The organism is Streptomyces luteolifulvus (assembly GCF_008806595.1).
Taxonomy (GTDB): domain Bacteria; phylum Actinomycetota; class Actinomycetes; order Streptomycetales; family Streptomycetaceae; genus Streptomyces; species Streptomyces luteolifulvus.
The window spans coordinates 37,697-63,432 of record NZ_VZRB01000035.1 but is presented as its reverse complement, the minus strand read 5'-3'; the positions used below and the strand labels follow the sequence as shown (position 1 = coordinate 63,432).

Sequence of the window (25,736 nt, the reverse complement as noted above, 5' to 3'; positions counted from 1 at the left end):
CGTCCTACACAGCCGTGTCGGTCCCGGCCAGCGAGGTCGACCAGAGATGGAACAGGATGCCGCACACCTCGTCCATGACCTCCTGGGCCTCCGCCTCGTCCGCGCAGTCGCCCAGTTCCCGCGCCGCTCCTCCGATGATCGTGGTCAGCACGATCACCCGTACCCGGCCGGCGCGGCGCCGCTCGTCCACCTCCAGGAGCCGGGCGTTGCGCCGCACCCATGCGCGGTCCCATTGGCGCCGCAGGGTGTCGAAGCCTGCGGGGCCGTCCTCCTCCACGAGCCGTCTGCCGATACGGCGGTTCTCCCAGGCTCCCTCCAGGTAGGCCCGCGCTCCCTCGACGAAGAGGGTGATCGGGTCTTCCACCCCGCGGCTCCGGGCCTCGGCCAGCATCCGTGCGGTCCGGCGTTCCTGTTCCTCGCGGAAGTCCTCCCACAGTTCCAGGTACAGCCCCTTCTTTCCGCCGTAGTGCTGGAACAGGCTGCCCACGTCGATGCCGGAGCGGGCCGCGATCTCGGCGAGGCTGGCGTCGTTGTAGCCGCGCTCGGTGAATACTTCGAGGGCCGCGTCCAGCAGCGCTCGGCGGGCTTGCGGGCGGTCCGCGGCAGGGGTCTCCTGCGCGGCCGGCTGCTGTGTGTCGTGGGTCAACCGCTCTACGGTCTCGCTCACCGTTTGTCCTCGCCTTCCTGGGTCCCGTCGCGGAGGGCGAGGGCCACCAGCAGTTCCATCAGGTCCGCGATCCGGCGCGGATTGCGCCCGGTGCGTTCCTCGATCCGGCGCAATCGGTAGTGCGCCGTGTTGTGATGCACACGCAGCCGGTCGGCGGCCAGCCGCAGGTTCAGGTCGGCGTCGGCGAACGCCCGCACCGTGGCCGCCAGTGGGGCGCCGCGCCTGCGGTCGTCGTCCAGGAGTTCGCTCACCCGAGGGTCGATCAGCTGACGGGCGATGTCGTCGGCGCGCATGGCCAGATAGTCGAACGGGGACAGCCGGGGCAGCGCCGCCACCCCGCCCTCGTCCGGAACGAGTTCGAGCGCCGCCCGTGCCTCCTGGTAGGCGCGCGGCAGTTCGGACGCGCCGCGGGCGACCGTGCTGACACCGACGCAGAGCAGGGTCCCCTCCTTGGCGAGGCGCCGTTGCACGGCGTCGAAGTGTGCGCACACGTCTTCCTCGTCCATACCGGCGCGCACCACGGGCACGGCCACCACCTCGCCGTGGCGGACGACCACCAGGGTTCTGCTGGCCCAGTACCCCGCGACGGTGATCGCCGCGCTGGTGGCGTAACCGCTTTCCTCCAGGGCCGTGTCCCCGGTGCGGGTGTCGCGGACACAGGACGCCACGACCACCATCATCGGAGAGTGGGGCCCGATGCCGTACGCCTGTGCCGCGGCGAGCAGGGGGCCGCGTGTCGGCCCCGCACCGGCCAGGAGCTGCTCCAGAAGGTCCCTGCGCTCCCGGTCCGCGTCCGCCACGATGTGCTGCTGATACTCCACGTAGGCCTGCGCCGCGTGGGTGCTGGCGAAGTCCACGTATCGCATCATCGGTGTGACGAGGGACAGCGCGGCCTGCTGGGCCGTGGGTGAGGTGCCCGCGCATTCCGTCAGCGCGTTCCAGAAGACCTGCCGGCCGACACGGAAGGCGCTCATCCAGTCCTCCAGGGCGAACCCCGCCCGTGCCCTGCGCATGGCCGCCGCACGGCTGAAGACCAGGTCCTCCGAGGCGATGTCCCGGGTCCCCGCCAGCACCGTCAGCTGGATCCTGTAGTGCGAGAGCACCTGGTCCCGTACGTCCTGGAAGAAGCGCTCGTCCTGCACCCCGTACGACGGGATCTCCTCACGCATCACCGCCACGGCGGTGTCCGCCACCTCCTCGACCCGGTCCTGCACGGCGCGCAGGATCCGCCGCCGCTCCTGGCGGAGCGGTTCGGGCAGAGTGGGAGTGCCCACGACGAGTGCACCAGACATGGCGCAGATGGTTCATGCCAGCTCGTGCCGCGTCAACAGGTCCGGCGGCGGAGATTTCGGCGGCACTGTGCGCGGCGCACAAGTCGTCGGATCTGAAGTTGGGTTTCCGCACCCAATGTGCGTCCGGAACCCGCCCCCCTACGGTGACGCTCTCCCATCCCTCAGGGATCTCGGAAAGGGCGTCACTCATGCTCACGGTCGACGGCATTACCGTGCGCTTCGGCGGGATCACGGCCCTGGACGGCGTCGCGTTCGCCGTCGAGGCCGGCTCCGCCGTCGGGCTCATCGGGCCCAATGGAGCCGGAAAGACCACATTGTTCAACTGCCTCACCCGGCGCTGCACACCCGATGCCGGAACGGTGCGGTACGAAGGTGAGGACCTGCTCGGCCTCGCGCCGCACGCCGTGGCCCGCCGCGGCATCGCCCGCACCTTTCAGAATCTGGGCCTGTTCCCGCGCCTCACGGTCCGCGAGAACGTCATGGTCGGCGCCCACACAAGGGGCCGTGCGGGACACCTGGCCGCGGCACTGCGGCTCCCTCGCGTCCGGCAGGAGGAGGCGCGGCTGCGCGACCAGGCCGATGAGCTGCTGCGGCGGCTGGACCTCTCGGACGTCGCCGACCGCCCTGCCTCCGGGCTGCCGTTCGGCACGCTCAAACGCGTGGAACTGGCCAGAGCGCTGGCCGTCCGGCCCCGGCTGCTGCTGCTCGACGAACCCGTCAACGGCCTCAGCCACGGCGAGGTCGACGACTTCGCCGACCTGGTGCGCGCCATCCGCCAGGACTTCGACCTCACGCTGGTGGTGGTCGAGCACCACATGGGGTTCGTGATGGGCCTGTGCGATCGGGTGGTGTGTCTCGATTTCGGCCGCAAGATCGCCGAGGGCCCGCCGGAACAGGTCCAGCGCGATCCCGCGGTCATCGAGGCGTATCTGGGGGTCGCGGCATGAGCGATCACACCACCGACCGGCCCGAGGACAACCTCCCGGGGACGGATCCGACTGCGCAGGACCCTGCGGATCCCGACTTCCTGCGAGTGTCGGATCTGCACGCCGGATACGGTCAGGCCCGCGTCTTGCAGGGTCTGGACTTCTCGGTCGCGCGCGGAGAGGTGTGCGCCGTGCTGGGGCCGAACGGGGCGGGCAAGACGACCACCCTTCGGGCCCTGTGCGGCATGGTCCGCGGCCGCGGCTCGGTGACGCTGGACGGTACGCAGTTGCTGGGCCGCTCCCCCGAGCAGGCCGCCAGGCTCGGTGTGGCGCACGTGCCCGAGGGACGGGGCACGTTCAGCGACCTGACCGTCGAGGAGAACCTGCGCGTCGGGGCCCATCTGCGCACCGGGGTCCTGCGCCGCGGTCGGAGCGAGCGTGCCGCCGTGGCGGCCGACCTGGAGCGCGTCTACGGCCACTTCCCCCGGCTTCGTCAGCGCGCCCGTCAGACGGCGGGCAGTCTCAGCGGCGGCGAGCAGCAGATGCTCGCCATCGGCAGGGCGCTGATGCTGCGTCCCGCCCTGCTGCTCCTCGACGAGCCGTCCCTGGGACTCGCTCCGCTGGTCACCCGAGAGTTGTTCGAGATCGTCCGTGCCGTGAACGAGGAGGAACGCACCACCGTGGTCGTCGTCGAGCAGAACGCCCAGCTCGCGCTGGACATCGCACACCGCGCGCATGTGCTGGAGGCCGGCCGGCTGGTGCTGTCCGGCCCGGCCGCGCAGATCCGCGAGGACGGGCAGGTCGCCGAGGTGTACCTCGGGGTCTCCGTCCGCTCCCGGAAGGCCGGGTGAGCGCCGTGACCGAACTTCTCCAGCAGACGGTCGAGGGCGTCGGGGCCGGCGCGGTGTACGCCAGCCTGGCGCTCGCCCTGGTGCTGATCCACCGGTTCACCGGGATCGTCAACTTCGCGCAGGGCGAGCTCGCGATGCTCTCCACATACGTGGCATGGCAGCTGATGGCGTCGGGCATGCCGTTCTGGCTGGCGCTGCCGGTCACCCTGGCGGTGTCCTTCGTCGGCGGCATGCTGGTGGAGCGGGTGGTCATCCGGCCCGTGGAGGGCGCGCCCGAGCTGACCCTCGTCATCGTGACGGTGGGCCTGTTCATCTTCGTCAACGCGGCGGCCGGACTGATCTGGTCGTTCACGGTCAAGGACTTCCCGCAGCCGTTCCCGGACGGCGGCATCGACCTGGCCGGGGTGAGTGTCGGCTGGTCCACGCTCGGGATCATCGGAGTGGTGGCCGCCGTGATGGGGCTGCTGTATCTGCTGTTCCAGCACACCTCGGTGGGCCTGGTCATGCGGGCGGTCGCCGCCAATCCCACCTCGGCGCGGCTCTCGGGCATCCGTGTGGGCAGGGTGCTGATGCTGGGCTGGGGCCTCGCCGCCACGGTCGGCGCGGTGTCGGGCGTGCTCGTCGCCCCGCTGCTGTTCCTGGAGCCCAACATGATGGGCGGGGTCCTGATCTACGCGTTCGCCGCGGCCACCCTCGGCGGCTTCGACAGCCCGGTGGGCGCGGTCGTCGGCGGCCTGCTGGTGGGCATCGCCGAGACGCTGGCCGGGGCGTACGTGGACGTCGTCGGAGCCGACCTCAAGATCGGCGTACCACTGGTGATCATCCTGGTGGTGCTGCTGGTGCGGCCCCAGGGCCTGTTCGGACGAGCGGCGGTGGAGCGGGCATGAGCACGATCACCGGAATCCTCCGAGCCGACGGCGCCCGCGCCGGACGCACGCGGGCCGCCCTCATCGCCTTGGCCGCGACGGTCGCCGTCGTCGGCGCTCCGTTCTACTTCGCGCCCTTCCAGGTGTTCCAGCTGACCATGGTGCTGGTGTACGCGGTGGCGCTCGCCGGACTGAACCTGCTGGTCGGCCACGGCGGGCAGATCTCCCTCGGGCACGGCGCGTTCTTCGCGGCCGGGGCGTACACGGCCGCGGTCATGCTGGACCGGTTCGACACCGGCCATCTGGCCACGCTCCCCGTGGCCGCCGCCGGATGCTTCCTGCTCGGCCTGGGCTTCGGCGTGCCCGCCCTGCGGCTGCGCGGGCTGTATCTCGCCCTGGTCACCCTCTCGTTCGCGGTGTTCCTGCCGCTGCTGCTGAAGCGGCTCGAACCGTGGACGGGCGGCTCCATGGGCCTGACGGTGGACAAACCGCAGCCGCCCGCCTGGAGCGGACTGGCCGAGGACCAATGGCTGTACTTCCTCGTCCTCGCCGTCACCGCGTTCGCACTGCTGGTCGCCCGCAATCTGCTGCGGTCCCGGGTCGGCCGGGCGCTGCTCGCCGTACGGGACCACGAGAGCGCGGCGGAGGTGATGGGGGTGCGGCTGTCGCTGCACAAGACCCTCGCCTTCGCGTGGAGCGGGATGTTCGCTGGCGTTGCCGGCTGCCTGTACACGTGGGTGATCGGCTTCGTCTCGCCCGACTCCTTCAGCTTCGTCCTGTCCATCACGCTGCTGGCGGGTCTGGTGGTCGGCGGACTGGCCTCGCTGTACGGGCCGCTGCTGGGGGCGGCGTTCGTGATGTACGTGCCGAATGTGGCGCAGGACCTCAGCGAGGCCGCACCCGGTGTGGTGTTCGGGCTGCTGATCATCGCGGTGATGTACGTGGCCCCGGCGGGACTCGCCGGCCTGGCGGGCCGTATCGGGAGTGCGGCCGCTCGTCGTCTCCCCCGTACCCGCACCCCCGACGGGACGCACACGGCCCGCCCCACACCGTCCGGGACATCCGCGACGTCCGCGGATCCCACACCCCCTGAAGCCGAAGTCCAAGCCCAAGCCGAACCCGTGGGCGCACCGCCCCGCACGGAAGAGGAATGAATCGCATGCGCAAGAAGACCGTTCTGCGGGCGGCCGCCGCCGCGACCGCAGCCCTGCTCACCGCCACGGCCTGTGCCACCCAGCGAGGCCAGGAGGACAAGGGCACCGCCGCCGACGGCGCGTGCAAGGGCCAGCAGACCACCGGGATCACCGACAAGACCATCAAGCTGGGCGGGATCTACCCGCTGTCCGGGCCGGCCTCCGCGTACGGCACGATCAGCAAGGGCGTGGCCGCTTACTTCAAGTACGTCAACGACAAGGGCGGTATCGACGGCCGCACGGTGGAGTTCGTCGTCCGCGACGACGGCTACCAGCCGCCCAAGGCTGTCGAGGAGGCCCGGAGACTGGTCGAGCGGGAGAAGGTCTTCGCCGTCTTCCAGACCCTGGGCACCCCTTCCACAGCGGCTGTGTGGGACTACCTCAACCAGCAGAAGGTGCCGCAGCCGTTCGTCGCCACGGGCGCCTCCGTGTGGGGGACGGACGAGGCGCACCCCTGGACCACCGGCTGGCAGCCCAATTATGTGGCGGAGGCACGGATCTACGCCAAGTACCTCAAGGACACCAAGCCCAAGGCGAAGGTCGCGGTCCTGTACCAGAACGACGACTTCGGCAAGGACCTGCTCGGCGGGTTCCAGGAGGCGCTGGCCGGCAGCGGCATCAAGGTCGTCGCCAAGGAGAGCTACGAGGTCACCGACCCGTCCGTCTCCGCGCAGATGGCCAGCCTCGCCCGGTCGAAGGCGGATGTGCTGCTGAACATCACCACACCCAAGTTCGGCAGCCAGGCCCTCGCGGCCGACGCCAAGATCACCAAGTGGAACCCGCTGCACATCGTGAACAGCGTGTCGTCGTCCGCCGCCGTGCTCAAGCCGGTCGGGTTCAAGAACGTCCAGGGCGTGGTCTCGGCCACCTACTTCAAGGACCCGGCCGATCCGCAGTGGGCCAGTGACCCGGAGATGAAGGCGTATCGGCAGGCACTCGGGAAGTTCGCGTCGGACGCCGATCCCGCCAACCAGTTCAACGCCTACGGCTGGGCCGTCGCCTCGACCATGCACCAGGCTCTCGCGGCGATGAAGTGCCCGACCCGGGAGGGTCTGCGGGATGCGGTGCGCAACCTGAAGGACGTCAAGGTGGGCATGCTGCTGCCCGGCGTCACCTTGAACACCGGGCCCGATGACGCCTTCCCGATCGAGACGATGCAACTGATGCGGTTCAAGGGTGAGCGGTGGTCGCTCTTCGGCGAACCGGTGGACACGCGCAAGGAGTTCGGCCCGGTCACCGGCTGATGTGACGTGAGACGGCCGCCGCCCGGAACCGGGCGGCGGCCGTCATGATCCGGTCCGCGCGGGTGCTCAGACGCCGACGGGCTTGCCGGGGCCGGGGACGCTGCGGAAGCGGAACGGCTCCGGTTCCCGGCCGGGCTGGATGAACCAGCACTCCCCGGTGCCGTCACCGGTGACGATCCGCAGCACCGTGTCCGCCACCACTTCCGCCGGGATGACGGGCAGTTGCTGTGCGGAGAGCATCTCGCGCAGCGGGTCGATGATCCGTGACTCGGCGAACCCCGGGCAGACGGCGTTGAAGCGCACGTTCTCCTGCGCGAGAGCCGGTCCGAGGGAGCGGGTGAGGCCCACGACCGCGTGCTTGTTGGCCCCGTACAGGGGATCGAGCGGTACCGCCGCCAGCCCCGCCAGCGACGCGGTCGCCACGATGGACCCTCCGCCGCGGGCCCGCAGCGCCGGCAGCACCGCGTGGGTGCCGAAGACCACACCGTCGAGGTTGGCGCCCATCGCCCGCCGGTAGCGCGCTGGATCGAAGTCCTCACCGACGCCGCATCCGGTCGCCACACCGGCGTTGAGCAAGGCGATGTCGACGCCGCCGAACTGCTCCTGGGCGAAGTCCACCAGTGCGCGGTTGGCGTCGAGGTCGGAGACGTCGCAGGCGCGGAAGTGGCCGCCGACCAGGTCGGCCACCTCCCGGCCGCCGCGCGCGTCGAGGTCCGCGACGACCACGCGGGCGCCCGCCTCGGCCAGTGCCAGCGCCGAGGCGCGGCCCAGTCCGCTGGCACCCCCGGTGACGATCGCCACCTTGCCCCGGAGCGGGGCGCCGTCCGTGTGTTCTCCCCGCGGGGCGGCGACCCCGCTCTCGGCGGCGCTCACGCCAGCTCCAGTACGAGCTTGCCGACGTTGTCGCCACGGAAGAGCATCTGGAGGGTCTCGGGGAAGTCGTCCACGGTGCCCCTGACCACGTGTTCCTTGACCTTGATGCGGCCGTCGCCGATCCAGCCGGCGATCTCCTGCGCGGCCTGCGCGTAGCGCTTGGCGTAGTCGAAGACGACGAAGCCCTCCATGCGGGCGCGGCGCACCAGCAGTGTGAGGTAGTTCGAGGGGCCGTTGACCGGTGTGGCGTTGTTGTACTGGCTGATCGCGCCGCAGATGACGACGCGTGCGTGCATCGCCAGCCGGGTCAGGGCGGCGTCGAGGATGTCGCCTCCGACATTGTCGAAGTAGACGTCGATGCCGTCGGGGGCGTGCTTGCGCAGGGCCTTCTTGACGTCGTCGGCGCGGTAGTCGATCGCCGCGTCGAATCCGAGTTCGTCGGTGAGCAGCGCGCACTTCTCCGGCCCTCCGGCGATGCCCACGACCCGGCAGCCCTTGGCCTTCGCGATCTGGCCGGCGATGGTGCCGACGGCGCCGGCCGCTCCCGACACCACGACGGTTTCGCCGTCCTTCAGGGCCCCGACGTCCAGCAGGCCGAAGTAGGCGGTCATGCCGGGCATGCCGAGCGCCCCGAGATAGGTCGAGGCCGGGGCGAGGGAGGTGTCGACCTTCAGGGCGCCCTTGCCGTCGGAGACGACGTACTCCTGGACCCCGAACGTGCCGACCACATGGTCGCCGGGCCGGAAGTCGGGGTGGTTGGACGCGGTGACCTCGATGACCGAGCCGGCGCGCATCACCTCGCCGATGCCCACCGGCGGCAGGTAGGAGGGGCGGTCGTCCAGCCAGCCCCTCATGGCCGGGTCCAGGGAGATGACGCGCGTCCGGCCCGCGAACCGGCCCGGGCCCGGATCCTCGACGGGCCCCGAGAAGTGCTCCCAGTCGTCGGGCTTCACCTGGCCCACGGGGCGGGCGGCCAGACGGATCTGGCGGTTGGTCGCAGTCATTGCGCCTCCTGTCGTTCGCGGCTTCCGCGACCATACCGACCAGTAGGTACGCAGCGTGGCGTGATGTTCACCACAGGCAGTCCGGCTCACTGCGGATGGGGCGCCGCACCGAGCCCGAAACGTAACGTCCAACGGGCTTACCAGGCATTCCTACCAGTCGGTAGTGTTCGCCGCCGCAGCCGTCCCTCCGACCCCCTGCACGGATCAGCGCCACAGTGAAAGGCCCAGGCGATGACATACGCCGACGAAGACTGGTATCCGCCCTCACCACCGGGGTGGCAGCAGCCGGGGACCGCGCCCCAGGGGCACACCTCCCGACACCAGCCGTACGGCAGAGATCTGTGGCAGGAGCCGTACGGGTACACCTCCCGGCACGACGCGTACGGGCACACGCCCCGCCACGACCCGTACGAGAACTACCGGAACGGTGCCGACCTCGCCGCCCTCCGCTCGGCCTACCGCCTGCTCCGCCGGGTCTCCACGCTCACCGCACTCGGCTCCTTCGTGGTGTACGTGGTGCTGTCCTGCGCCACCCCGGATCTGATGGGCTCCAAGATCGCCGGAGAGCTGAGCCTGGGCATGGTCCTCGGGGTCCTGCAGCTCGTCGTCACCTTCGCGGCGGTCTTCTGGTACGGCCGCAGCGCGGAGCGCTCGGTCGACCCGTTGGCACAGGTCGTCAGGGAGCAGGCGGGCACGAACAGCGGAGCGGCGCGATGACCGACTTCAATTCCGGAACCCAGGCCACCGTCCTGATCCTGTTCACCACCCTGGTCACGCTCACGCTGCTGATGTGCGTGATGGCGGGACCGGAGCGCGACGACCTCGCGAACTTCTACACCGGCTACCTCTCGCTCACCCCGCTCAAGAACGGGCTGGCGATCGCGGGCGACTACATCTCCGCGGCCACGGTGCTGAGCACCACCGGCATCGTCGCCCTCGCCGGATACGACGGCTATGTCCTGGCGGTCAGCACGGCCCTGTCGCTGGTGCTGCTGATGTTCCTGCTGGCCGAACCGCTGCGCAACGCGGGCAGCTTCACCATGGGCGACGTCCTCGCCCGCACCATGCCCGGGCGGGCCGTCCGCATCGCCGCCTGTGTGGTGACGCTCGCGGCGACCCTGCCCTTCCTGGTCGTCCAGCTCTCCGGGGCCGGATCGCTGCTCACCTTCATCCTGGACATCCCGCACGGAGCGGGCGCCCGGACGATCTGCATCACCCTCGTCGGCAGCCTGATGATCGTTTACGCGGCGATCGGCGGCATGCGGGGCACGGCGCTGATTCAGATGATCAAGATCGTGCTTCTGCTGGGCACCAGCTTCGTCGTCGCCGTCCTGGTACTCAACCGCTTCGACTGGAGCCCGGGTGAGGTGCTCAGGGCCGCCCAGCAGGGCAGCGGCGCCGGCCCCACCTTCCTCCAGCAGGGCCTGCAACTGGGCACCTCGGCCGGTGAGCGGCTGGACTTCGTCGGTCTCCAGATCACCGTGATCCTCGGCGTGGCCTGTCTGCCGCACATCACGATGCGCCTGTACTCCGCGCGGGACGTCCCGGCCGTGCGCCGCTCCATGTCCTGGGCGGTCAGCACCGTCACCACGTTCTGCCTGCTCGTGATCATCATGGGCACCGGCGCGGCGGCGCTGGTGGGATCGCAGTACATCACCGCCGCCGACCCGCAGGGCAGGACGTCGATACTCATGCTGTCCCGGGTCCTCGGCGGGGACGCCTCCTCCGTCGGTGCGACGGTGCTCTACGCCGCCGTGGCGGGCGTCGTGTTCATCACCCTGCTGTCCTCGGTCGCGGGAATGACCCTGGCCGCGGCCTCCTCCCTCGCCCACGACCTGTTCGCCCACGCGGCACAGCGGGGCAAGGCGGAGCCGCGCACGGAGATGGCGGTGGCGACCTGGGCGAGCGTGGGCGTGGGAACCCTGGCCATCGTTCTGGCCACCCTCGCCCAGAACTGGAACGTCGGCGTGCTGACCACGCTGGCCATCTGCATCGGGGCGTCGGCGGTGGCGCCCGCGCTGACCTACTCCCTGTTCTGGCGGGGATTCACCCGCACCGGCATGCTCGCCACCCTCTACGGCGGCGCGGGCTCGGCGCTGATACTGATGGTCTTCTCCCAGGCGGTCTCGGGCACACCGGCCGCCGTCTTCCCGAACGCCGACTTCGACCTGTTTCCGATGCAGTCCGCCGGCCTGGTCTCCATCCCGTTCGGCTATCTGGCGGGCTGGCTGGGCAGCCGCCGCGACCACCGGCGCCGCGCCGCCGAGAGCCGCGAGAACCTGCGACTGTACGAGGAGAACGAGCCACGGCTGCTCGCCGCGGCCGAATGACCACGGCCGGGCCCGGCGCGGGCCGGATCAGGGACCGGCAGGTGCCTTGTCTCAGACCGCGCTGAGCCCGCCGTCCACCACCAGACTCTGTCCCGTGATGTAGGAGGCCCGATCGGAGAGCAGGAAGGTGACGGCCTCGGCGACTTCCCACGCCGTGCCCTGGCGGCCCAGCGGGATCCGTTCGAACGAGACGGTCCGCGAGGCTCGCGCTGCGGAAGCGACGCGGCCCATCGGAGTGTCGATCAGACCGGGGACGACGAGGTTGGCACGGATGGCCCGCGGTGCGCCCTCCTTGGCGACATGACGGACGAGACCGAACAGCGCCGCCTTGGAACTGTCGTATGCAGGGGAGTTGGTGGCGGCACGGAGTCCGGCGACCGAGCCGGTCAGCACCATCGCGCCGCCGTCGGCCAGTTCGGGCAGGCCGTACTTCGCCGCCAGGAAGGGAGCACGCAGATTGAGCGCCATCACATGCTCCCAGTCCTCGGGCGAGGTGTCCGCCAGACCGGAGCCGAGGCCGGCACCCACGTTGACCACGATGGCGTCCAGACCGCCGAGGCGGCGGCGCGCCTCGGCGATCACCGCGGAGGACTGATCCGGGTCGGTGGCATCGCCCACGACGGTGATGGCGTCGGCACCCTCCGCGCGCACGAGCGCGGCGGTGGCCGCGGCCGTGTCGGCGGAAATGTCGGCGCAGGCGACAGCCGCGCCTTCGCGCGCAGCGAGGACGGCAATGGCCCGGCCGTTGCCCACCGGAGCTTCGGGATCGTCGCTGGGCCGGGTACCCGCGCCGATGACCAGCACCGAGCGGTCGGCCAAGCGGCGGGCGGCGGTGATCGGCGGCTGCGGAACGTCGCTCACGGCCTCATGTCCCTTCGGTGGAGCCTGTCGCAGTGGACCCCGTCGTGCCCGCGGCAGCCGGGGAAAAAGGGGGCGGGTCGAAGCCCGGATCGAGTGGTGTGCCGGCCGAGTTCAGGAAGAACGCCACCATGTGGTACTGACCTATGAGCAGGGTGATTTCCAGCAGGTCGGCATCGTCATGCAGCGCGGCGAGAGCCTCCCAGGTGGCTGCGGAGAGCCGTGCGTCGAAGTGGAGCTCATCGGCGGCGCGCAGCAGGTGCCGTTCGTACTCCGCCCATCCGTCGGCATCCGGCCCCTGGAGAATCCGTTCGATCTCGGCCTCGGTGAGGCCGACCGCCTTCGCCAGCGGTACGTGGCGGCCCCATTCATAGATGGCCCCCGTGTGCAACGCGGTACGAAGGATCAGCAGTTCACGGACCCGGCCCGGAAGCCTGCCGCTGCGCAGCAGATGGGCGCCGAACGGCATGAAGCGCTCGTAGAGATCGGGATGGCGTACGAGGGTGGTGAAGATGTTGGGGACCCGGCCTCCCGGATCCCGTGGGGCCAGGGCGAGCAGGTGGCGGATCCGGGTGTCCCAGCGGTCCTCGGCGAGCGGGGTGAGGCGAGGGCCGGCCCCGGTGGCATCGCCGCGCCGTGGGTCATCCTGCGTGGTCATGGCAGCCTCCAAGTTGAGACACGCGTTCCGTCTGTCGGCCGTCACCGGCGGTCACGTCACTGTGCTTGTCCCGCGGGCCTGATGTCGATGGCTCGTCAGCAAACGATGACCGGGGGCATATTGTTCGCTCCTACAACGCGCGGGCGACAACAGAGGTGAAGTCCATGACCGGACCGCAGGGCGGCGCACAGACGCTGGAGGCGGTGATCGACGCCATGCGCGGCAAGGAGGCCGAGGTCGGCGACCGACTGTGCACGAGGCTGGCCGACCGCATTCCGTCCTACCGCGCCGTGCCCGGCGAACTGGTCGAGGAAGCGTGGTCCCGGCACTTCAGGCGTGCGCTCACCGTGCTGCGCGACGGCTCGGTGCCCGCGCCCGAGGACATCGACGAGGCGGATGTCGCCAGGGACCGAGTGACCCGGGGAGTACCGCTGGGCGACGGCCTGCGCGCCTTCAGGGGGGCACTGGGCGCAATACGCGACCTGTTCATCTCGGAAGCGACCCACCGAGGACTCGACCCGCTCCTGATGGTCGAGCGCACCAAGGCCCTGTGGCAACTCGCCGACACCGAAAGCCTGCAGATCGCCTCGGTTCACCGCCAGGCAGAAGTCGATGCGGCCCTGTGGGACGCCCGTCGTCGCGCGGACTTCCTGCGCGGCCTGCTCTACGGGGCGCACAGCGCGGCGGAGATCAACAGCGGCGCCGCGATCTACGGGCTGGATCCGCAGCGTCGCTATCAGGCCATCAGAGCCGTGCCGAGGGGCGGTCTCGGCCTCGACCGGTCGGAGCGGGTGCTGGAGACGCTGTGCCGTGCACACGGCCGCACCGCGATGCTCGCCGTGCTGGACGGGACGATCGCGGGGGTCACGGAGAGCAGGCCCGTCATCGGGGAGCTGGAGTTCACTGCGGGACTCGGTCCCCCGACGCACCTCGGCGAGGTCCACCGGTCCTTCCTGACCGCCGGCCGCATGCTGGACGCGGCCCGTGCCTATGACCGGACAGGCGTGTACGACCTGGGTGACCTGTCCTGGAGAGCGGCGGTCCTCGGCGAGCCGGAACTCTCCGCTGTGCTCGTTGCCCGCTATCTGACGCCGCTCGAAGCGGAAGGCGCTTTCGGCGAGCTCATCGAGGAGTCCGTACGGCTGTACCTGGAGACAGGGCGGCACATCGCCGACGTCTCGAGGAGTCTGCACATCCACGTCAACACCGTCCGCTACCGTCTGCGGCGCTTCGAGGAACTGACCGGCGCCCGCCTCGACTCGCCGGATACGACGGTGGAGATCAGCTGGGCACTGGCGGCACGCGAGCTTCGGACATCGGGGTCCGCGTGATCACGGCCCGAGCAACGGCTGCTCGGTCCAGACGGTCTTTCCCTCGCGCGTGTAGCGGGTACCCCAGCGCTCGGTCAGCTGGGCCACCAGGAACAGGCCGCGCCCGCCCTCGTCGGTGGTCCGGGCGCGACGCAGGTGCGGTGCGGTGTGGCTGGCGTCGGCGACCTCGCACACCAGAGAGCGTTCACGGATCAGTCGCAGGGTCACCGGCTCACTGCCGTAGCGGTAGGCGTTGGTCACCAACTCACTGGCGATCAGTTCCGTGGAGAACGACAGGTGTTCCAGCCCCCAGCGGGCAAGCTGGGTGGTGATGAGCGTTCTGGCGTGAGCGGCGGCGGTCGGTTGCAGCGGCAGGTGCCAGGAGGCGACGTTCTCCGGGGGCAGGACACGGGTACGCGCAACGAGCAGGGCGATGTCGTCGGCGGGCTGCGCGGCCACGAGGGACTCGACCACTGCCTGGCACGTCTGCTCCAAGGGGTCCGCGGGATGTGTGAGCGCCGCGCGCAGCCGTTGCAGGCCCGTGTCGACGTCGATGTGTGCTTCACCGATGAGTCCGTTGGTGTAGAGCGTGAGCAGACTGCCCTCGGCCAGTTCGATCTCCCGGGACTCGAACGGCAGGCCGCCCAGCCCGAGCGGCGGGCCCGGGGGCAGGTCCAGCATGGTGACCTGCCCATCGGCTCCGGTCACCACGGGCAGGGGGTGGCCGGCGCGCGCCGCGACGCACTGCCGGGAGACGGGGTCGTAGACGGCGTACAGGCAGGTGGCACCGACGACTTGTTCGACCGCGGACAGTTGGCCGGCTGTCTCCTGTTCCGCAGCAAGGATGTTGACCAGGTCGTCCAGCCGGGAGAGGACCTCGTCCGGCTCCAGGTCGAGGGTGGCGAGGGTGTGGACGGCGGTACGCAGCCGGCCCATCGTGGCAGCGGCGTGCAGTCCGTGGCCCGCCACGTCGCCGACGACGAGGGCCACCCTGGCCCCGGACAGAGGGATGACGTCGAACCAGTCACCACCGGGCCCGGGGGCCGTGCTGGCCGGGAGGTAGCGGTGGGCCACATCGACGGCCGACTGGTGCGGAACCGTCCTCGGCAACAGCGCGCGTTGCAGAGTGGACGCGGTCTGCTGCTGCTGGGTGAAGCGCCGGGCGTTGTCGATGCTGACGGCGGCACGCGAGGCGAGCTCCTGGGCGAGGGTCAGATCGTCGACCTCGAACGGCTCCGGGTGCCGCGCTCGCCACAGGCTCATCACGCCCAGCACCAAGCCACGGGCGGCCAGCGGCACCACGATCAGGGAATGGGCCGAGAGATCCGGTGCAGGCTCGCCCCGGCGTGGATCCGCCCAGAACCAGTCGGGCGACAGGACCGGCTCCAGGACGGGACGCCCATCGGCGAGGCATCTGGCCTGTGGCGTGCCGGGTGCGAAATGCACCCGCTCCCCCTGCGGGTTCCTCGCGTCGGGCTGCTGGGCCACGACGCTGCGGACCGCAACCCGTGCGACCGGGACCGTCAGGGCGTGCGCCGGCTCCTCGCCGCGCATCACGGGCTGCGACAGGTCCACCGACACGAAGTCGGCCAGGTGAGGGACCATCACATCCGCGAGTTCCCTGGCCGTCTCTCCCACATCGAGCGTCGATCCCATGCGGGCCCCGGCCTTGTCGAGGAGCGCCAGACGCAACCGGGCGCGATGGCGTTCGGTGACGTCCTCGACCGTCTCGGCCACTCCCAGGACCCGGCCGGCGGGATCTTCCAGCCGAAAGGCCGACACGGACGCGGCACGGACGCGCGTCGGATCCCGCTCCAGACGGGCGTACTGCTCGGTGGAGACGAGTGATCTTCCGCTCTCCATCACCTGGCGCACCCGGTCCACCGACCTCCGGGCATCCTCGGAGACCAGCAGCGTGCCCGTGGGCATCCCCCGGAATTCGGCGGCCGGGACTCCGGCGAACTGCTCGATGGCCCGGTTCACCCGCAGAACCGTCAGGTCGGGACTGTGCACGACCAGACCGATCGGGCACCGGCGGAACAACCCGTCGAGGACGGCTCGGTCCCTTTGCTGCTCCAAGACCTCCGCCGCGGGTGCACCGACGAGGAGCCACTCGCGGACATCGTCACGGCGCTGCAGCGCGCCCACCCTCACACCCATCTCGACGAGACGCCCGCTGCGATGCCGCACCGCCAGTACGCCGAACCAGCCTCCGTCCCTCCTGCACGTCGCCCGCGCGGCCTTGGCGGCCGTCAGGTCGCCGGGGTCGATCAGGACGTCGAGCGCCGGACGGCCGATCACCTCGGGCCCGGCGAAGCCGAGCAGTTCTTCGGCACGCCTGCTCCAGGCAACGACGTTCCCCCGGTCGTCGAGCACCGCCGAAGCGGCGTTGTGCAGAGCGAACGGATCGTCGTCGCTCTCACTGAGCACCGTGATCCGCTTCTCCACCTCGGACACCACCTCGTACTCGGCTCCGACGACCGGTGCGCCGGCCGGACTGATGCCACGTGCCGTATTGAACCCGGTCGGGCCGGCAGTCCGCCCGGCGCCGTGGCACGGCACAGCGTCCATCACCCGCACGGTCCCACACGGGATCCGCCCGCCCCTCCCACGTTGGCGCGGCACGCCCGGGGCGAGGCCTTGCCGTCAGGTCAGGTTCGACGGGACGATCCCGTAGCGGCGCATCTTGCGGTACATCGTGGCGCGGGAGATCCCGAGGTCCTGCGCGGTGCGCTGGACGTTGGAGTTACGGTTCAGCAGCCCGCGCAGAATGGCGTCGCGTTCCAGCGCTTCGATGGTGGTCAGGACCTTGTGCGAGGACACCCGGCATTCCGGCGGAAGGTCCTCCGCGTGGATCATCCGGTCGGAGGGCCGCCGCGCCAGGCCACGGATCACCGACTCGAGCTGCCGTACGTTCTCCGGCCACGGACATCGCTGCAGCATGGACAGCGCATCCATCGAGAATCCGCTCTCGCCGCTCGCTCGGTACTTGCGCAGGAAGAACCGCATCAGGTGCTCGATGTCCCCATGACGATGGCGCAGCGGCGGTATCTCCACCGAGATGCCGCAGAGCCGGTCGAGCTCATCGTCGGTGCTGACCATCGACGGCTGACGGGTCATCACCAGTTGCCCGGTCGCGGTGCCGTCCAGGTCCGTCAACAGGCTTGTCAGCTGCTGCCGCAGTGGGTCGCTCAACAGGTGGACGTCGTGCAGGACGAGCACGTGGGACGGCTCGACCAGCAGCCTTTGGATGTCATGCAGCCAGCGCTCGATGACGGCCGGTGCATCCGACGCCGGTGGCTGTGTCATCACCAGGCTGCGTCCGCCACCGTGGGCCCGGTGCAGGGCCTCGACCAGCGTCTTCTTGCCCACGCCGGCTTCGCCCAGGAGACGCAGCCACGTCCCGGCGACGAAGGCCGCTTCGCTGTCGGCGACCGCACGCAGCCAGTGCGGACAGGAACCGACCAGTCCCAGGTTCGACCGGGCGGGCACGGCCGCAGGGCCGGGCTGGGGGCGCCCGATCAGCCGTACGCGGAAGACGGCGCCCGCGTCGCTGTCCTCGCGGCGGCAGCGACTGACCCTGAGTTCGGCGACCCGTCCGGAGGGCAGGGCGATGCTGCGGGTCCCCTCCCACCGGGGGTCTTCGCCGACCTCCCTGGCATGGTCGAGCAGCGCGTAGTGGTCCGGCCCGGTCACGGCCGCTCTGAACTGCTCGTTCATCATGACGACATCGCGGTTGAGGGCCAGTACGGGCCCCGGGCGCACCGAGGAGCATGCCTCCATGTAGTCCTGGAACAGGGCCCGTTCACGCCGCGAGGTGATCGCCGCGATCTCGGCCTCGATCTGGGCCGCGACCGAGCGGGCGAAGGCCATCAGCATGCCGTCGGAGCCCGGCTGGATGGTGGTGAGGTTGAAGGCTCCCAGCAGGGTGCGCCGGGTGGGATGCAGGATCGGTACGGCCGCGCAGCGGAAGTCCCGCAGTGCCTCGACGTAGTGCTCACTTCCCGCGATCATGACCGTGCGGCCGCTGGCCAGAGCGGTCCCGATGCCGTTGGTGCCCACGTAGCGCTCGGCGAACACATGGCCCGGCGCCAAATGCACACGGTTGAGGTTCGTCGTCAGACCCTCGTGAGACACCTGCCGGGACAGCACCACGCCGTTGCGGTCTGTGATCATCGTGGACACGGGGTCGTCGGCGAGCTGCTCGTGCAGCCTGTCCAGGATCGGCAGCGCCGCCCGGGCGAGGGGGGTGTCGAGGTTGGGGTTGTCCAGGTAGGGGGCGTCGAGGCTGCCGGACTTCACCTTGTATTCCATCGAGCGGTGCCACGAGGCCACCACGAGCGGCCGGGCGCTCGGATCCTTGGTGACTTGCATGTAGAGCTCTCTGGCTGCTCGCAGCGAGCTCCCGGATGGGTGTCGGGGCATTTAACACTCCCGTACGGCGTGCGTCACAGTCCCTCGGTGCAGTGATTGGAACAGCTCGACGGCGCCACGCCTACGTTCTGTATCACATTGAGACATACGCGGACGGTTTCTGAGACATCGACGGGCGAACGGCGACCTGTGTAATCGGCGCACCACCCACCCGCCGACTCGCAGGGAGCCGCGATGAAAGCCGTGCAGGTCATCGAGTACGACGAGCCGCCCGTGCTCATGGACGTGAGGGACCCGCAGATCACCGGTCCGCTGGATGTGATCGTGAGGATCGGGGGCGCCGGGGTCTGCCGGACCGATCTGCACATCCTCGAAGGACAGTGGAAGCAGAAGAGCGGGGTCGCCCTGCCCTACACGATCGGTCATGAGAACGCCGGCTGGGTCGAAGAGGTCGGGCAGGCCGTCACCCACGTCCAGGTCGGCGATCCGGTCATCCTGCACCCGCTGGTGACCTGCGGCCTGTGCCGCGCCTGCCGGGCGGGCGACGATGTGCACTGCATGGACTCGGCCTTCCCCGGAATCGACACCGACGGGGGCTACGCCGAGTACCTGAAGACCACGGCCCGCTCGGTGGTGCGCCTCGCCCCTTCCCTGGAGCCTGCCGCGGTGGCCGCCCTGGCCGACGCCGGACTCACCGCGTACCACGCCGTCGCCAAAGCGGCCCGGGTGCTGCGGCCCGGCGACAAGGCCGTGGTCATCGGTGCCGGCGGCCTCGGGCACATCGGCATTCAGGTGCTGCGGGCCCTGTCGCCGGTCGAGATGATCGTCATCGACCGCAGCCCCGAGGCGCTCGCGCTGGCCAAGGAACTGGGCGCCGACCACACGATCGTCGCGGACGGAAGCGAGGCCGAACGCGTACGGGAGCTCACCGCAGGGCACGGGGCGGAGGCGGTCCTCGACTTCGTCGGCGAGGGGGGCGCCGTGGAGACGGGCGTGGCATGCCTGCGCCGCCATGGCGACTACTACGTCATCGGCTACGGCGGCCGGCTGAACGTTCCGACGATCGACGTCATCTCCACGGAGATCAACTTCATCGGAAACCTCGTCGGGTCCTACAACGACCTCTCCGAGCTGATGGTCCTCGCGGCCCAGGGCAAGGTCACCCTGCACACGCAGCGGTACCCCCTCGCCTCCTTCCAGCAGGCCCTTGACGACCTGGACGCCGGCACCGTACGCGGCCGAGCGATCTTGATCCCCTGACGCGACAGGAGAAGCCTCATGCGCAGCAGACCGTACACAGCCCTGGCCGCCGCCGCGGCCGTCGCGGCCCTGACCGCCACCGCATGCACCGCCCCGACGCAGGAACAGGACAAGCCCAAGGAGAAGGCCGCACTCTTCAAGCCCGGATCGGAGATCAGCTACAAGAAGTACGGCAAGGACTACCCGGCCACGACGGTCAAGGACACTCCCGGCCCCTGCAGCTACGAGTCGATCAGCCGCAAGGACTACTCCGGGCAGACCCTGAAGATCATCAGCCATGCCGTCCCCGTCATCGGTGAGCCGACGCAACTGCATGCCAAGCAGTTCGAGGAGATCACCGGCGGGAAGGTGGAGGTGGTCAACGTCCCCTTCGGCGAGCTGCACCAGAAGATCCTCACACCCCTGCAGGCGGGACAGCCCGCCTACGACGTCATGTTCTACCCGTCCCTGTGGATCGGCGACATGGCCCCCTACCTGGCACCGGTGCCGGAGAAGTACCTCAACACCCCCGGCATGAAGGACGTCACCAAGGCCTACATGGACGTGGCGACCTGGAACGGGAAGGTGGTGCAGTACCCGGTGGACGGTGACCGGCACTACCTCAAGGTCCGCACCGATGTGCTGAAGGACCCCGAGCGGCAGGCGGCGTACAAGAAGGCCACGGGCAAGGACCTGCAGGTGCCAAGGACGTGGGCCGAATACCAGGAGATAGCCGGGTTCTTCAGCGGCAAGGACCTCGACGGCGACGGCAAGCGCAACTACGGCAGTGCCGAGGTGACCAAGCGCGACGACCTGACGTTCTCCGCGTTCATCAGCCGGGCGGCGCCGTATGTGAAGAACCCGGACGTCAAGGGCGGTGTCTTCTTCGACATCGAGACCATGAAGCCGCTGATCAACACCCCCGGCTTCGTCCGTGCCCTGGAGGACATGGTGAAGGCCAAGGCCACCTGGGCACCCGGCGGCGCCAATTTCGGCCTGGGAGACGAGATCTTCTCCTTCGGCGGCGGCCAGACGCTGATGTCCTACTCCTGGGACGACGCGTTCATCCAGGCCCAGCAGCCGGACAGCAGGATCCGTAACAAGGTCCAGGCGGCGCCGCTGCCGGGGTCCTCGGAGGTCTACAACCGCACCACGAAGTCGTGGGACAGCAAGCCCAACCAGGCGCCTTACTTCACCTGGGGTTGGACCTCCGCGGTGGCCAAGGCCTCCAGCCACCAGCAGATGGCCTTCGACTACCTGTGCTTCTTCAGCAACGAGGCCAACACCGGCCTCGACCTGACCATCGGCCGTTTCGGTGTCAACCCCTACCGCAACACCCACTTCAACCCGGCGTTCTGGGAGGTCCAGGGCTGGGACAAGGACGTCGCCACCTCGTACGCGCGAACGCTCTCCGACATGGAGAAGAGCCCCAACCGCGTCTTCGACCTGCGCGTTCCGGGTGTCAACCAGTACATGTCCGCGCTGGCCAACGGTGTCGCGGCTGCCCTGGCGGGCCAGGACAATCCGCAGCAGGCACTGGACGACGTGGCCCGGGAATGGTCCAAGATCACCGACCAGATCGGCAAGGACAAGGTCCAAAGCGCCTACCGCAACGTGGTCGCGCTCGAGGACAACTCCTGATCCGACCGCAGGACGCCCCGGTGGCCGGACCCGACCGGCCACCGGGGCCGCCCGCCCCCTTCCGCAAGGAGAACCATGGACGGCCTGCGCCGGCACAAGAGCATGTTCCTGCTGCCGGGACTGCTCACACTCTTTCTGATCATCATTTTCCCGCTGCTGTTCACCATCCGCGTCAGCTTCTCCGGATGGAACGTCAGCCACCCTCAGATGGACTTCATCGGAGGGGCCAACTACACCGCGATGCTGCACGACAGCCGCTTCTGGACCTCCATCACCCGGCTGATACTGCTGGCCGGCGGGTCGGTCGTGATCCAGTACGTCATCGGGTTCGGTATGGCCCTGCTGGTCTGGCGCGAGGTGCGCGGCCGCCGGTTCTGGCGGGTGCTGTTCCTCGTCCCCATGATGACCACGCCCGTGGTGATGGCCGCCATCTGGCAGACGATCTTCCACGAGTCGCTGGGGCCGGTGAACGATCTCCTGGGGATGCTGGGCCTGAGCAGCGTTCCCTGGCTCACCGAGTCCGGGCCGGCGCTGGTCGCGCTGATGACGGTCGAGGTCTGGCAGTGGACGCCCTTCCTGTTCCTGCTGCTGCTCGCCGGCCTGCTCAGCCTGCCGAAGGAACCGTTCATGGCCGCAGCGATCGACGGCGCCGGCACCTGGCGCACCTTCTGGAAGGTGACGTTCCCGCTGATGGCTCCGGTGTCCGTCGCGGCGGTCGTCATCCGGCTGATCGAGGCGTCCAAGCTCTCCGACAGCGTCTACGTCCTGACCTCCGGCGGGCCCGGCTCCTCCACGGAGACGCCGGGCTACTACCTCTACATCCAGGGGCTGAGGGACCAGCAGACCGGCTACAGCGGGGCGATGTCCCTGACCTACCTCGTCCTGATGATCGTGACGCTCACGGTCGTCGCCGCCCTGCTCACCAGGGCCTTCAAGCTGAAGGGGGACTCATGAGGTCGCGCCTTTATCCCATGTTCAAATACACCGTGATCGCCCTGTGGGCCTGCTTCGTCGCGGGACCGTTCTTCTGGGCCATGACGACGAGCTTCAAGAACGCCAACGCGGTCCAGGGCGGTCCCACCTACCTTCCATGGGCACAGTACGAGCCCACCCTGACCGGCTGGCGCAACATCTTCGGCGGAGCCGGCGGTGTCGATGTGATCGATCCCTTCATCGACAGCGCGATCGTCACCGTCGCAGCGTCCGCCATCAGCCTGGCCCTGGGGTCGCTGGCCGCCTACGCCCTGTCCCGCTACCGGTTCCGGCTGGGCTTCATCAAGAACAGCGACATCGTCTTCTTCTTCGTCTCCCAACGGATCATGCCGCCGGTCGTCCTGGTGATTCCCTTCTTCTATCTCCTGCAGTGGGGCGGCCTGCTGGACAGCATCGCGGGCCTGGTCATCGTGACGGTCGCTCTGCTGCTGCCGATCGCGGTCTGGGTGATGGTGGACTTCTTCAACGGCATCCCGCGGGAGATCGACGAGATGGCGATGCTGGACGGCTGCGGCCCGTTCCAGACCTTCGTACGGGCGATCCTGCCGAACTCCCTGCCCGGGCTGACCGTGGCGGCGATGTTCTGCGCCGTGTTCGGCTGGAACGACTTCTTCTTCGCCTTCCGGCTGACCTTCACCGAGGTGCAGACCCTGCCCCAGGCGGTCGTTGCCCTCAACTCCTCGATTCCGCCGTGGTGGACGCTGTCCGCCGCCGCGCTCTTCGGCGTGGCGCCACTGATACTGCTCGCCCTGTGGGTGGAGCGCCTGTTGTCCAAGGGGAACCTGTCGGGAGCCGTCCGATGAACCTGAGTGCCACCGATCTGTGTCTGACCGTCGACGGCGTCGACCACCTCACCAACGTGACCGCAGCCTTCCAGCCGGGGCGGCTCCATACCGTCATCGGCCGGACGATGGCCGGAAAGACAACGCTGCTGCGGGTCCTGGCCGGCCTGCAGAAAGTGGATTCCGGCTCCCTGACCCGGGCGGGAGCGGACTTCCTCGGGACACCGGTGTGGCAGCGCGACATCGCCATGGTCTACCAGCAGTTCATCAATTACCCGCATCTCAGTGTGTTCCACAACGTGGCCTTCCCGCTGAAGCGGGCCGGGCTGTCCCGCGAGGAGATCCAGCGCCGGGTTCGGCAGAGCCTGGCGAGTGTGGGGCTCACGGACTTCGAGAAGCGCAAGCCGTCCCAGCTCTCCGGCGGCCAGCAGCAGCGCGTCGCCATGGCCCGCGCCCTGGCACGCGGCACCGGCATCCTCCTGCTCGACGAGCCGCTGGCGAACCTGGACTACAAGCTGCGTGAGCAGTTGCGCGACGAGTTCAAGACCCTCTTCTCGGACCGGGGCGAGACGATCGTCATCTACACGACCACGGAACCCGCCGAGGCCATGATGCTCGGGGACGTGGTGCTGGTCATGCACGAGGGACGAATCCTGCAGACCGGCACTCCGCAGGAGGTGTACGAACGCCCGGCGACCACCACGGTGGCGTCCATCATCAACGACCCGCCCATGAACATCTTCACGGGCCGGCTCGAGAGCGGCCAGGTCACGGTGGCCGGCTTCCAGGCCACACATGTGTCCGCGCACCTGGCCGATCTGCCCGACGGCACCTACCAGTTCGGCCTGCGCGCCACGGACGTCAGCCTGGCCGTCGCCGGGGTCGAAGGGGTGGTCGCCTTCGTGGAGATCTCCGGATCCGAGACCTTCGTTCACGTGGCTGTCGGCCAGAGCCCTTTCGTCGTGCAGATCGAGGGGATCCACGACGTCGCCCTCGGCGATCTGGTCCGGCTGCGGCTGCGTCCCGACCGGCTGTTCGCCTTCGACGAAGAGGGGACGCTCGTGCGGACACCTTCATACGATCTCGCTTCAGTGGAAGGGCGTTGACATGGCGCAGTTGGACATCGTCGACGTCGCGCACGCCTACGAACCGGATGCCGAGGAGGAGCGGTGGGCCCTCAAACCGCTGAACCTGACCTTCGAGTCGGGCAAGACCTATGCCCTGGTCGGGCCCTCGGGCTGTGGCAAGACGACGCTGCTGAACATCCTGTCCGGCCTGGTCACACCGTCCCGGGGACAGGTGCTGTTCGACGGCGTCGACGTCACCGCCCTGCCCACGAAGGCTCGTAACATCGCCCAGGTCTTCCAGTTCCCCGTCATCTACAAGTCGATGACGGTCTACGAGAACCTCGCCTTTCCGCTGCAGTGCCGACGCTGGGACAGGGCGAGGATCGACGCCAAGGTCCAGCAGGTCGCCGCGGCCCTGGATCTGCGCGACCGGTTGGGACAGCCCGCCCGCGGACTCACCGCCGACGACAAGCAGCTGATCTCGCTCGGCCGCGGGCTGGTCCGCGACGACGTGGCGGCCGTGCTGATGGACGAGCCGCTCACCGTCATCGATCCGCAGCTGAAACACATGCTGCGGCGCAAGATCCGGGAGATCACCGAGCAGTTCAGGCCCACGGTGATCTACGTGACGCACGACCAGTACGAGGCGATGAGCTTCGCGCAGGAAGTGCTGGTCATGAAGGACGGCCGCGCCGTGCAGCAAGGCACCCCGGAGCAGCTCTTCGAGGCGCCCTCGTCCACCTACGTCGGCTACTTCATCGGCTCACCGGCGATGAACTTCCTCACCGTGGACAACAACGACGGGCCCTTCGCACTGGGCGGCAGGACGTTGTCCGTTGCCTGGGACATCCCGCGGAGCACGACCGAGGTCCAGGTGGGGGTCCGGCCGGAGTACGTCAAGGTCGTCACGGACCCCGGTCACAACACCTTCCCCGGCAGACTGCTCGGGGTGAGGGACCACGGGGCGCAGCGCGTACTCGAGGTCGAGGTCGCCGGACAGCTGGTCAGGGCCAAGACGCCGCGGGAGGAGGGAGTGCCGGCGGGCGAGGAGGTCCTGGTCCATCTGCCGCGCGCCAAGGTCCTTCCGTACACCGAGGGCCGGCTGATACTTCAGCCGTAACCGTCCGTCGGGGTGCCCGGCGCCACCGTCTGCTTGATGCGGGCGGCTGCGCCGCGCAGCGCACAGACATCAGCGAAGGAATCACATGATCTTCATCACCGCAAAATTCCGGGTCCGCCCCGAACACGCCGATCGTTGGCCCGAGATCACTGCTGACTTCACCCGGGCCACACGTGCCGAGCCCGGCTGCCTGTGGTTCGACTGGTCGCGCAGCCTTGCGGACCCGACGGAGTACGTCCTGGTCGAAGCCTTCCGCGACGACGAGGCCGGAGTCAGGCATGTGCAGTCCGCGCACTTCAAGGCAGCGCAGCAGACGCTGCCGCCCCATCTGGTCGAGACGCCGCGTGTCATGAACGTGACCGTTCCGCAGGAGGACTGGTCGCTCCTCGGGGAAATGGCCGTGACCGGTCGGGAGTAGTCCTGCTGGTGATCACCGGACGCACCGACT

The 25,736-nt window shown here is 69.3% G+C and carries 23 protein-coding genes; 15 read left to right on the top strand and 8 right to left on the bottom strand.

Annotated elements, in window-relative coordinates; translation table 11 throughout:
• Nucleotides 1-4: 4 nt before the first annotated feature.
• On the bottom strand, nt 5-667 hold the full coding sequence (locus tag F7R91_RS33980) for a TetR/AcrR family transcriptional regulator (RefSeq protein ID WP_225320938.1): 663 nt from the start codon (nt 665-667) through the stop codon (nt 5-7).
• Nucleotides 664-1,959, bottom strand: coding sequence for a PucR family transcriptional regulator (locus F7R91_RS33975; protein ID WP_150955956.1), 1,296 nt, complete (start codon nt 1,957-1,959; stop codon nt 664-666). Before F7R91_RS33975 ends, F7R91_RS33980 begins: the two co-directional genes overlap by 4 nt.
• Nucleotides 1,960-2,147: 188 nt before the next feature.
• Here F7R91_RS33975 and F7R91_RS33970 point away from each other — a divergent pair, with 188 nt between their 5' ends.
• From F7R91_RS33970 to F7R91_RS33950, 5 genes are read left to right on the top strand one after another with little or no spacing between them, the layout of a single operon-like run.
• Nucleotides 2,148-2,906 carry an ABC transporter ATP-binding protein gene (locus tag F7R91_RS33970; RefSeq protein ID WP_150955954.1) on the top strand — a complete coding sequence of 253 codons (759 nt, stop codon included), beginning with the start codon at nt 2,148-2,150 and terminating at the stop codon, nt 2,904-2,906.
• Nucleotides 2,903-3,736, top strand: a complete 834-nt coding sequence (locus tag F7R91_RS33965; RefSeq protein ID WP_150955952.1) for an ABC transporter ATP-binding protein — start codon at nt 2,903-2,905, stop codon at nt 3,734-3,736. Before F7R91_RS33970 ends, F7R91_RS33965 begins: the two co-directional genes overlap by 4 nt.
• 5 nt (nt 3,737-3,741) lie before the next feature.
• Nucleotides 3,742-4,623, top strand: a complete 882-nt coding sequence (locus F7R91_RS33960; protein WP_150955949.1) for a branched-chain amino acid ABC transporter permease — start codon at nt 3,742-3,744, stop codon at nt 4,621-4,623.
• Nucleotides 4,620-5,756, top strand: coding sequence for a branched-chain amino acid ABC transporter permease (locus F7R91_RS33955; protein ID WP_150955947.1), 1,137 nt, complete (start codon nt 4,620-4,622; stop codon nt 5,754-5,756). Before F7R91_RS33960 ends, F7R91_RS33955 begins: the two co-directional genes overlap by 4 nt.
• 5 nt (nt 5,757-5,761) lie before the next feature.
• Complete coding sequence (locus tag F7R91_RS33950; RefSeq protein ID WP_225320937.1) at nt 5,762-7,039, top strand: ABC transporter substrate-binding protein; 1,278 nt, start codon at nt 5,762-5,764, stop codon at nt 7,037-7,039.
• Between the two features lie 66 nt (nt 7,040-7,105).
• Here the strand turns inward: F7R91_RS33950 and F7R91_RS33945 are convergent, their stop codons facing one another.
• A complete protein-coding gene (locus F7R91_RS33945; protein WP_150955941.1) occupies nt 7,106-7,912 on the bottom strand; it encodes an SDR family NAD(P)-dependent oxidoreductase in 807 nt (268 codons plus the stop codon).
• On the bottom strand, nt 7,909-8,916 hold the full coding sequence (locus F7R91_RS33940; protein ID WP_191971749.1) for an NADP-dependent oxidoreductase: 1,008 nt from the start codon (nt 8,914-8,916) through the stop codon (nt 7,909-7,911). The genes F7R91_RS33945 and F7R91_RS33940 overlap by 4 nt, the downstream gene beginning before the upstream one ends.
• Before the next feature lie 231 nt (nt 8,917-9,147).
• Here F7R91_RS33940 and F7R91_RS33935 point away from each other — a divergent pair, with 231 nt between their 5' ends.
• Complete coding sequence (locus tag F7R91_RS33935) at nt 9,148-9,633, top strand: DUF485 domain-containing protein (RefSeq protein ID WP_150955938.1); 486 nt, start codon at nt 9,148-9,150, stop codon at nt 9,631-9,633.
• The gene (locus tag F7R91_RS33930; RefSeq protein ID WP_150955935.1) at nt 9,630-11,246 is read left to right on the top strand and encodes a sodium/solute symporter; all 1,617 of its coding nucleotides are present in this window, start codon (nt 9,630-9,632) and stop codon (nt 11,244-11,246) included. Before F7R91_RS33935 ends, F7R91_RS33930 begins: the two co-directional genes overlap by 4 nt.
• A gap of 51 nt (nt 11,247-11,297) precedes the next feature.
• Here F7R91_RS33930 and F7R91_RS33925 read toward each other — a convergent pair whose 3' ends face one another.
• Together F7R91_RS33925 and F7R91_RS33920 are read right to left on the bottom strand one after the other, a co-directional pair.
• Nucleotides 11,298-12,107, bottom strand: coding sequence for an SDR family NAD(P)-dependent oxidoreductase (locus F7R91_RS33925; protein WP_150955932.1), 810 nt, complete (start codon nt 12,105-12,107; stop codon nt 11,298-11,300).
• 4 nt (nt 12,108-12,111) lie between these two features.
• Entirely contained in the window at nt 12,112-12,762 is a 651-nt protein-coding gene (locus F7R91_RS33920; RefSeq protein WP_150955929.1) for a carboxymuconolactone decarboxylase family protein, read from the bottom strand.
• A gap of 164 nt (nt 12,763-12,926) precedes the next feature.
• On the opposite strand from F7R91_RS33920, the gene F7R91_RS33915 reads away from it, so the two are divergent.
• Entirely contained in the window at nt 12,927-14,093 is a 1,167-nt protein-coding gene (locus F7R91_RS33915) for a PucR family transcriptional regulator (RefSeq protein ID WP_150955926.1), read from the top strand.
• Here F7R91_RS33915 and F7R91_RS33910 read toward each other — a convergent pair whose 3' ends face one another.
• Together F7R91_RS33910 and F7R91_RS33905 are read right to left on the bottom strand one after the other, a co-directional pair.
• Complete coding sequence (locus F7R91_RS33910; RefSeq protein WP_191971748.1) at nt 14,094-16,643, bottom strand: SpoIIE family protein phosphatase; 2,550 nt, start codon at nt 16,641-16,643, stop codon at nt 14,094-14,096.
• Nucleotides 16,644-16,718: 75 nt separating this feature from the next.
• Nucleotides 16,719-18,446, bottom strand: coding sequence for a sigma-54-dependent Fis family transcriptional regulator (locus tag F7R91_RS33905; RefSeq protein ID WP_225320936.1), 1,728 nt, complete (start codon nt 18,444-18,446; stop codon nt 16,719-16,721).
• A gap of 234 nt (nt 18,447-18,680) precedes the next feature.
• Between F7R91_RS33905 and F7R91_RS33900 the strand changes: the two genes are divergently transcribed.
• From F7R91_RS33900 to F7R91_RS33870, 7 genes are all read left to right on the top strand, one after another.
• Nucleotides 18,681-19,706 carry an NAD(P)-dependent alcohol dehydrogenase gene (locus F7R91_RS33900; RefSeq protein WP_150955921.1) on the top strand — a complete coding sequence of 342 codons (1,026 nt, stop codon included), beginning with the start codon at nt 18,681-18,683 and terminating at the stop codon, nt 19,704-19,706.
• A gap of 18 nt (nt 19,707-19,724) precedes the next feature.
• A complete protein-coding gene (locus F7R91_RS33895; protein WP_150955918.1) occupies nt 19,725-21,326 on the top strand; it encodes an extracellular solute-binding protein in 1,602 nt (533 codons plus the stop codon).
• Nucleotides 21,327-21,401: 75 nt separating this feature from the next.
• The gene (locus F7R91_RS33890) at nt 21,402-22,280 is read left to right on the top strand and encodes a carbohydrate ABC transporter permease (protein WP_150955915.1); all 879 of its coding nucleotides are present in this window, start codon (nt 21,402-21,404) and stop codon (nt 22,278-22,280) included.
• Nucleotides 22,277-23,122: a carbohydrate ABC transporter permease gene (locus F7R91_RS33885; protein ID WP_150955913.1), complete on the top strand. Its 846-nt coding sequence runs from the start codon at nt 22,277-22,279 to the stop codon at nt 23,120-23,122. The genes F7R91_RS33890 and F7R91_RS33885 overlap by 4 nt, the downstream gene beginning before the upstream one ends.
• Entirely contained in the window at nt 23,119-24,207 is a 1,089-nt protein-coding gene (locus tag F7R91_RS33880) for an ABC transporter ATP-binding protein (RefSeq protein ID WP_150955910.1), read from the top strand. Before F7R91_RS33885 ends, F7R91_RS33880 begins: the two co-directional genes overlap by 4 nt.
• A gap of 1 nt (nt 24,208) precedes the next feature.
• Nucleotides 24,209-25,288 (top strand): ABC transporter ATP-binding protein, encoded by a 1,080-nt coding sequence (locus F7R91_RS33875; RefSeq protein WP_150955907.1) that lies wholly within the window; start codon nt 24,209-24,211, stop codon nt 25,286-25,288.
• Between the two features lie 85 nt (nt 25,289-25,373).
• On the top strand, nt 25,374-25,706 hold the full coding sequence (locus F7R91_RS33870) for a putative quinol monooxygenase (protein WP_150955904.1): 333 nt from the start codon (nt 25,374-25,376) through the stop codon (nt 25,704-25,706).
• The last annotated feature ends 30 nt before the right edge of the window (nt 25,707-25,736 follow it).

What these genes read in the sequence shown, in the direction of transcription:
- F7R91_RS33975 (WP_150955956.1), bottom strand. Translation starts at nt 1,959, where the DNA reads ATGTCTGGTGCACTCGTCGTGGGCACTCCCACTCTGCCCGAACCGCTC.
- F7R91_RS33970 (WP_150955954.1), top strand. Translation starts at nt 2,148, where the DNA reads ATGCTCACGGTCGACGGCATTACCGTGCGCTTCGGCGGGATCACGGCC.
- F7R91_RS33965 (WP_150955952.1), top strand. Translation starts at nt 2,903, where the DNA reads ATGAGCGATCACACCACCGACCGGCCCGAGGACAACCTCCCGGGGACG.
- F7R91_RS33955 (WP_150955947.1), top strand. Translation starts at nt 4,620, where the DNA reads ATGAGCACGATCACCGGAATCCTCCGAGCCGACGGCGCCCGCGCCGGA.
- F7R91_RS33950 (WP_225320937.1), top strand. Translation starts at nt 5,762, where the DNA reads ATGCGCAAGAAGACCGTTCTGCGGGCGGCCGCCGCCGCGACCGCAGCC.
- F7R91_RS33940 (WP_191971749.1), bottom strand. Translation starts at nt 8,916, where the DNA reads ATGACTGCGACCAACCGCCAGATCCGTCTGGCCGCCCGCCCCGTGGGC.
- F7R91_RS33935 (WP_150955938.1), top strand. Translation starts at nt 9,148, where the DNA reads ATGACATACGCCGACGAAGACTGGTATCCGCCCTCACCACCGGGGTGG.
- F7R91_RS33930 (WP_150955935.1), top strand. Translation starts at nt 9,630, where the DNA reads ATGACCGACTTCAATTCCGGAACCCAGGCCACCGTCCTGATCCTGTTC.
- F7R91_RS33920 (WP_150955929.1), bottom strand. Translation starts at nt 12,762, where the DNA reads ATGACCACGCAGGATGACCCACGGCGCGGCGATGCCACCGGGGCCGGC.
- F7R91_RS33915 (WP_150955926.1), top strand. Translation starts at nt 12,927, where the DNA reads ATGACCGGACCGCAGGGCGGCGCACAGACGCTGGAGGCGGTGATCGAC.
- F7R91_RS33910 (WP_191971748.1), bottom strand. Translation starts at nt 16,643, where the DNA reads ATGGACGCTGTGCCGTGCCACGGCGCCGGGCGGACTGCCGGCCCGACC.
- F7R91_RS33905 (WP_225320936.1), bottom strand. Translation starts at nt 18,446, where the DNA reads ATGCAAGTCACCAAGGATCCGAGCGCCCGGCCGCTCGTGGTGGCCTCG.
- F7R91_RS33900 (WP_150955921.1), top strand. Translation starts at nt 18,681, where the DNA reads ATGAAAGCCGTGCAGGTCATCGAGTACGACGAGCCGCCCGTGCTCATG.
- F7R91_RS33895 (WP_150955918.1), top strand. Translation starts at nt 19,725, where the DNA reads ATGCGCAGCAGACCGTACACAGCCCTGGCCGCCGCCGCGGCCGTCGCG.
- F7R91_RS33890 (WP_150955915.1), top strand. Translation starts at nt 21,402, where the DNA reads ATGGACGGCCTGCGCCGGCACAAGAGCATGTTCCTGCTGCCGGGACTG.
- F7R91_RS33885 (WP_150955913.1), top strand. Translation starts at nt 22,277, where the DNA reads ATGAGGTCGCGCCTTTATCCCATGTTCAAATACACCGTGATCGCCCTG.
- F7R91_RS33880 (WP_150955910.1), top strand. Translation starts at nt 23,119, where the DNA reads ATGAACCTGAGTGCCACCGATCTGTGTCTGACCGTCGACGGCGTCGAC.
- F7R91_RS33875 (WP_150955907.1), top strand. Translation starts at nt 24,209, where the DNA reads ATGGCGCAGTTGGACATCGTCGACGTCGCGCACGCCTACGAACCGGAT.
- F7R91_RS33870 (WP_150955904.1), top strand. Translation starts at nt 25,374, where the DNA reads ATGATCTTCATCACCGCAAAATTCCGGGTCCGCCCCGAACACGCCGAT.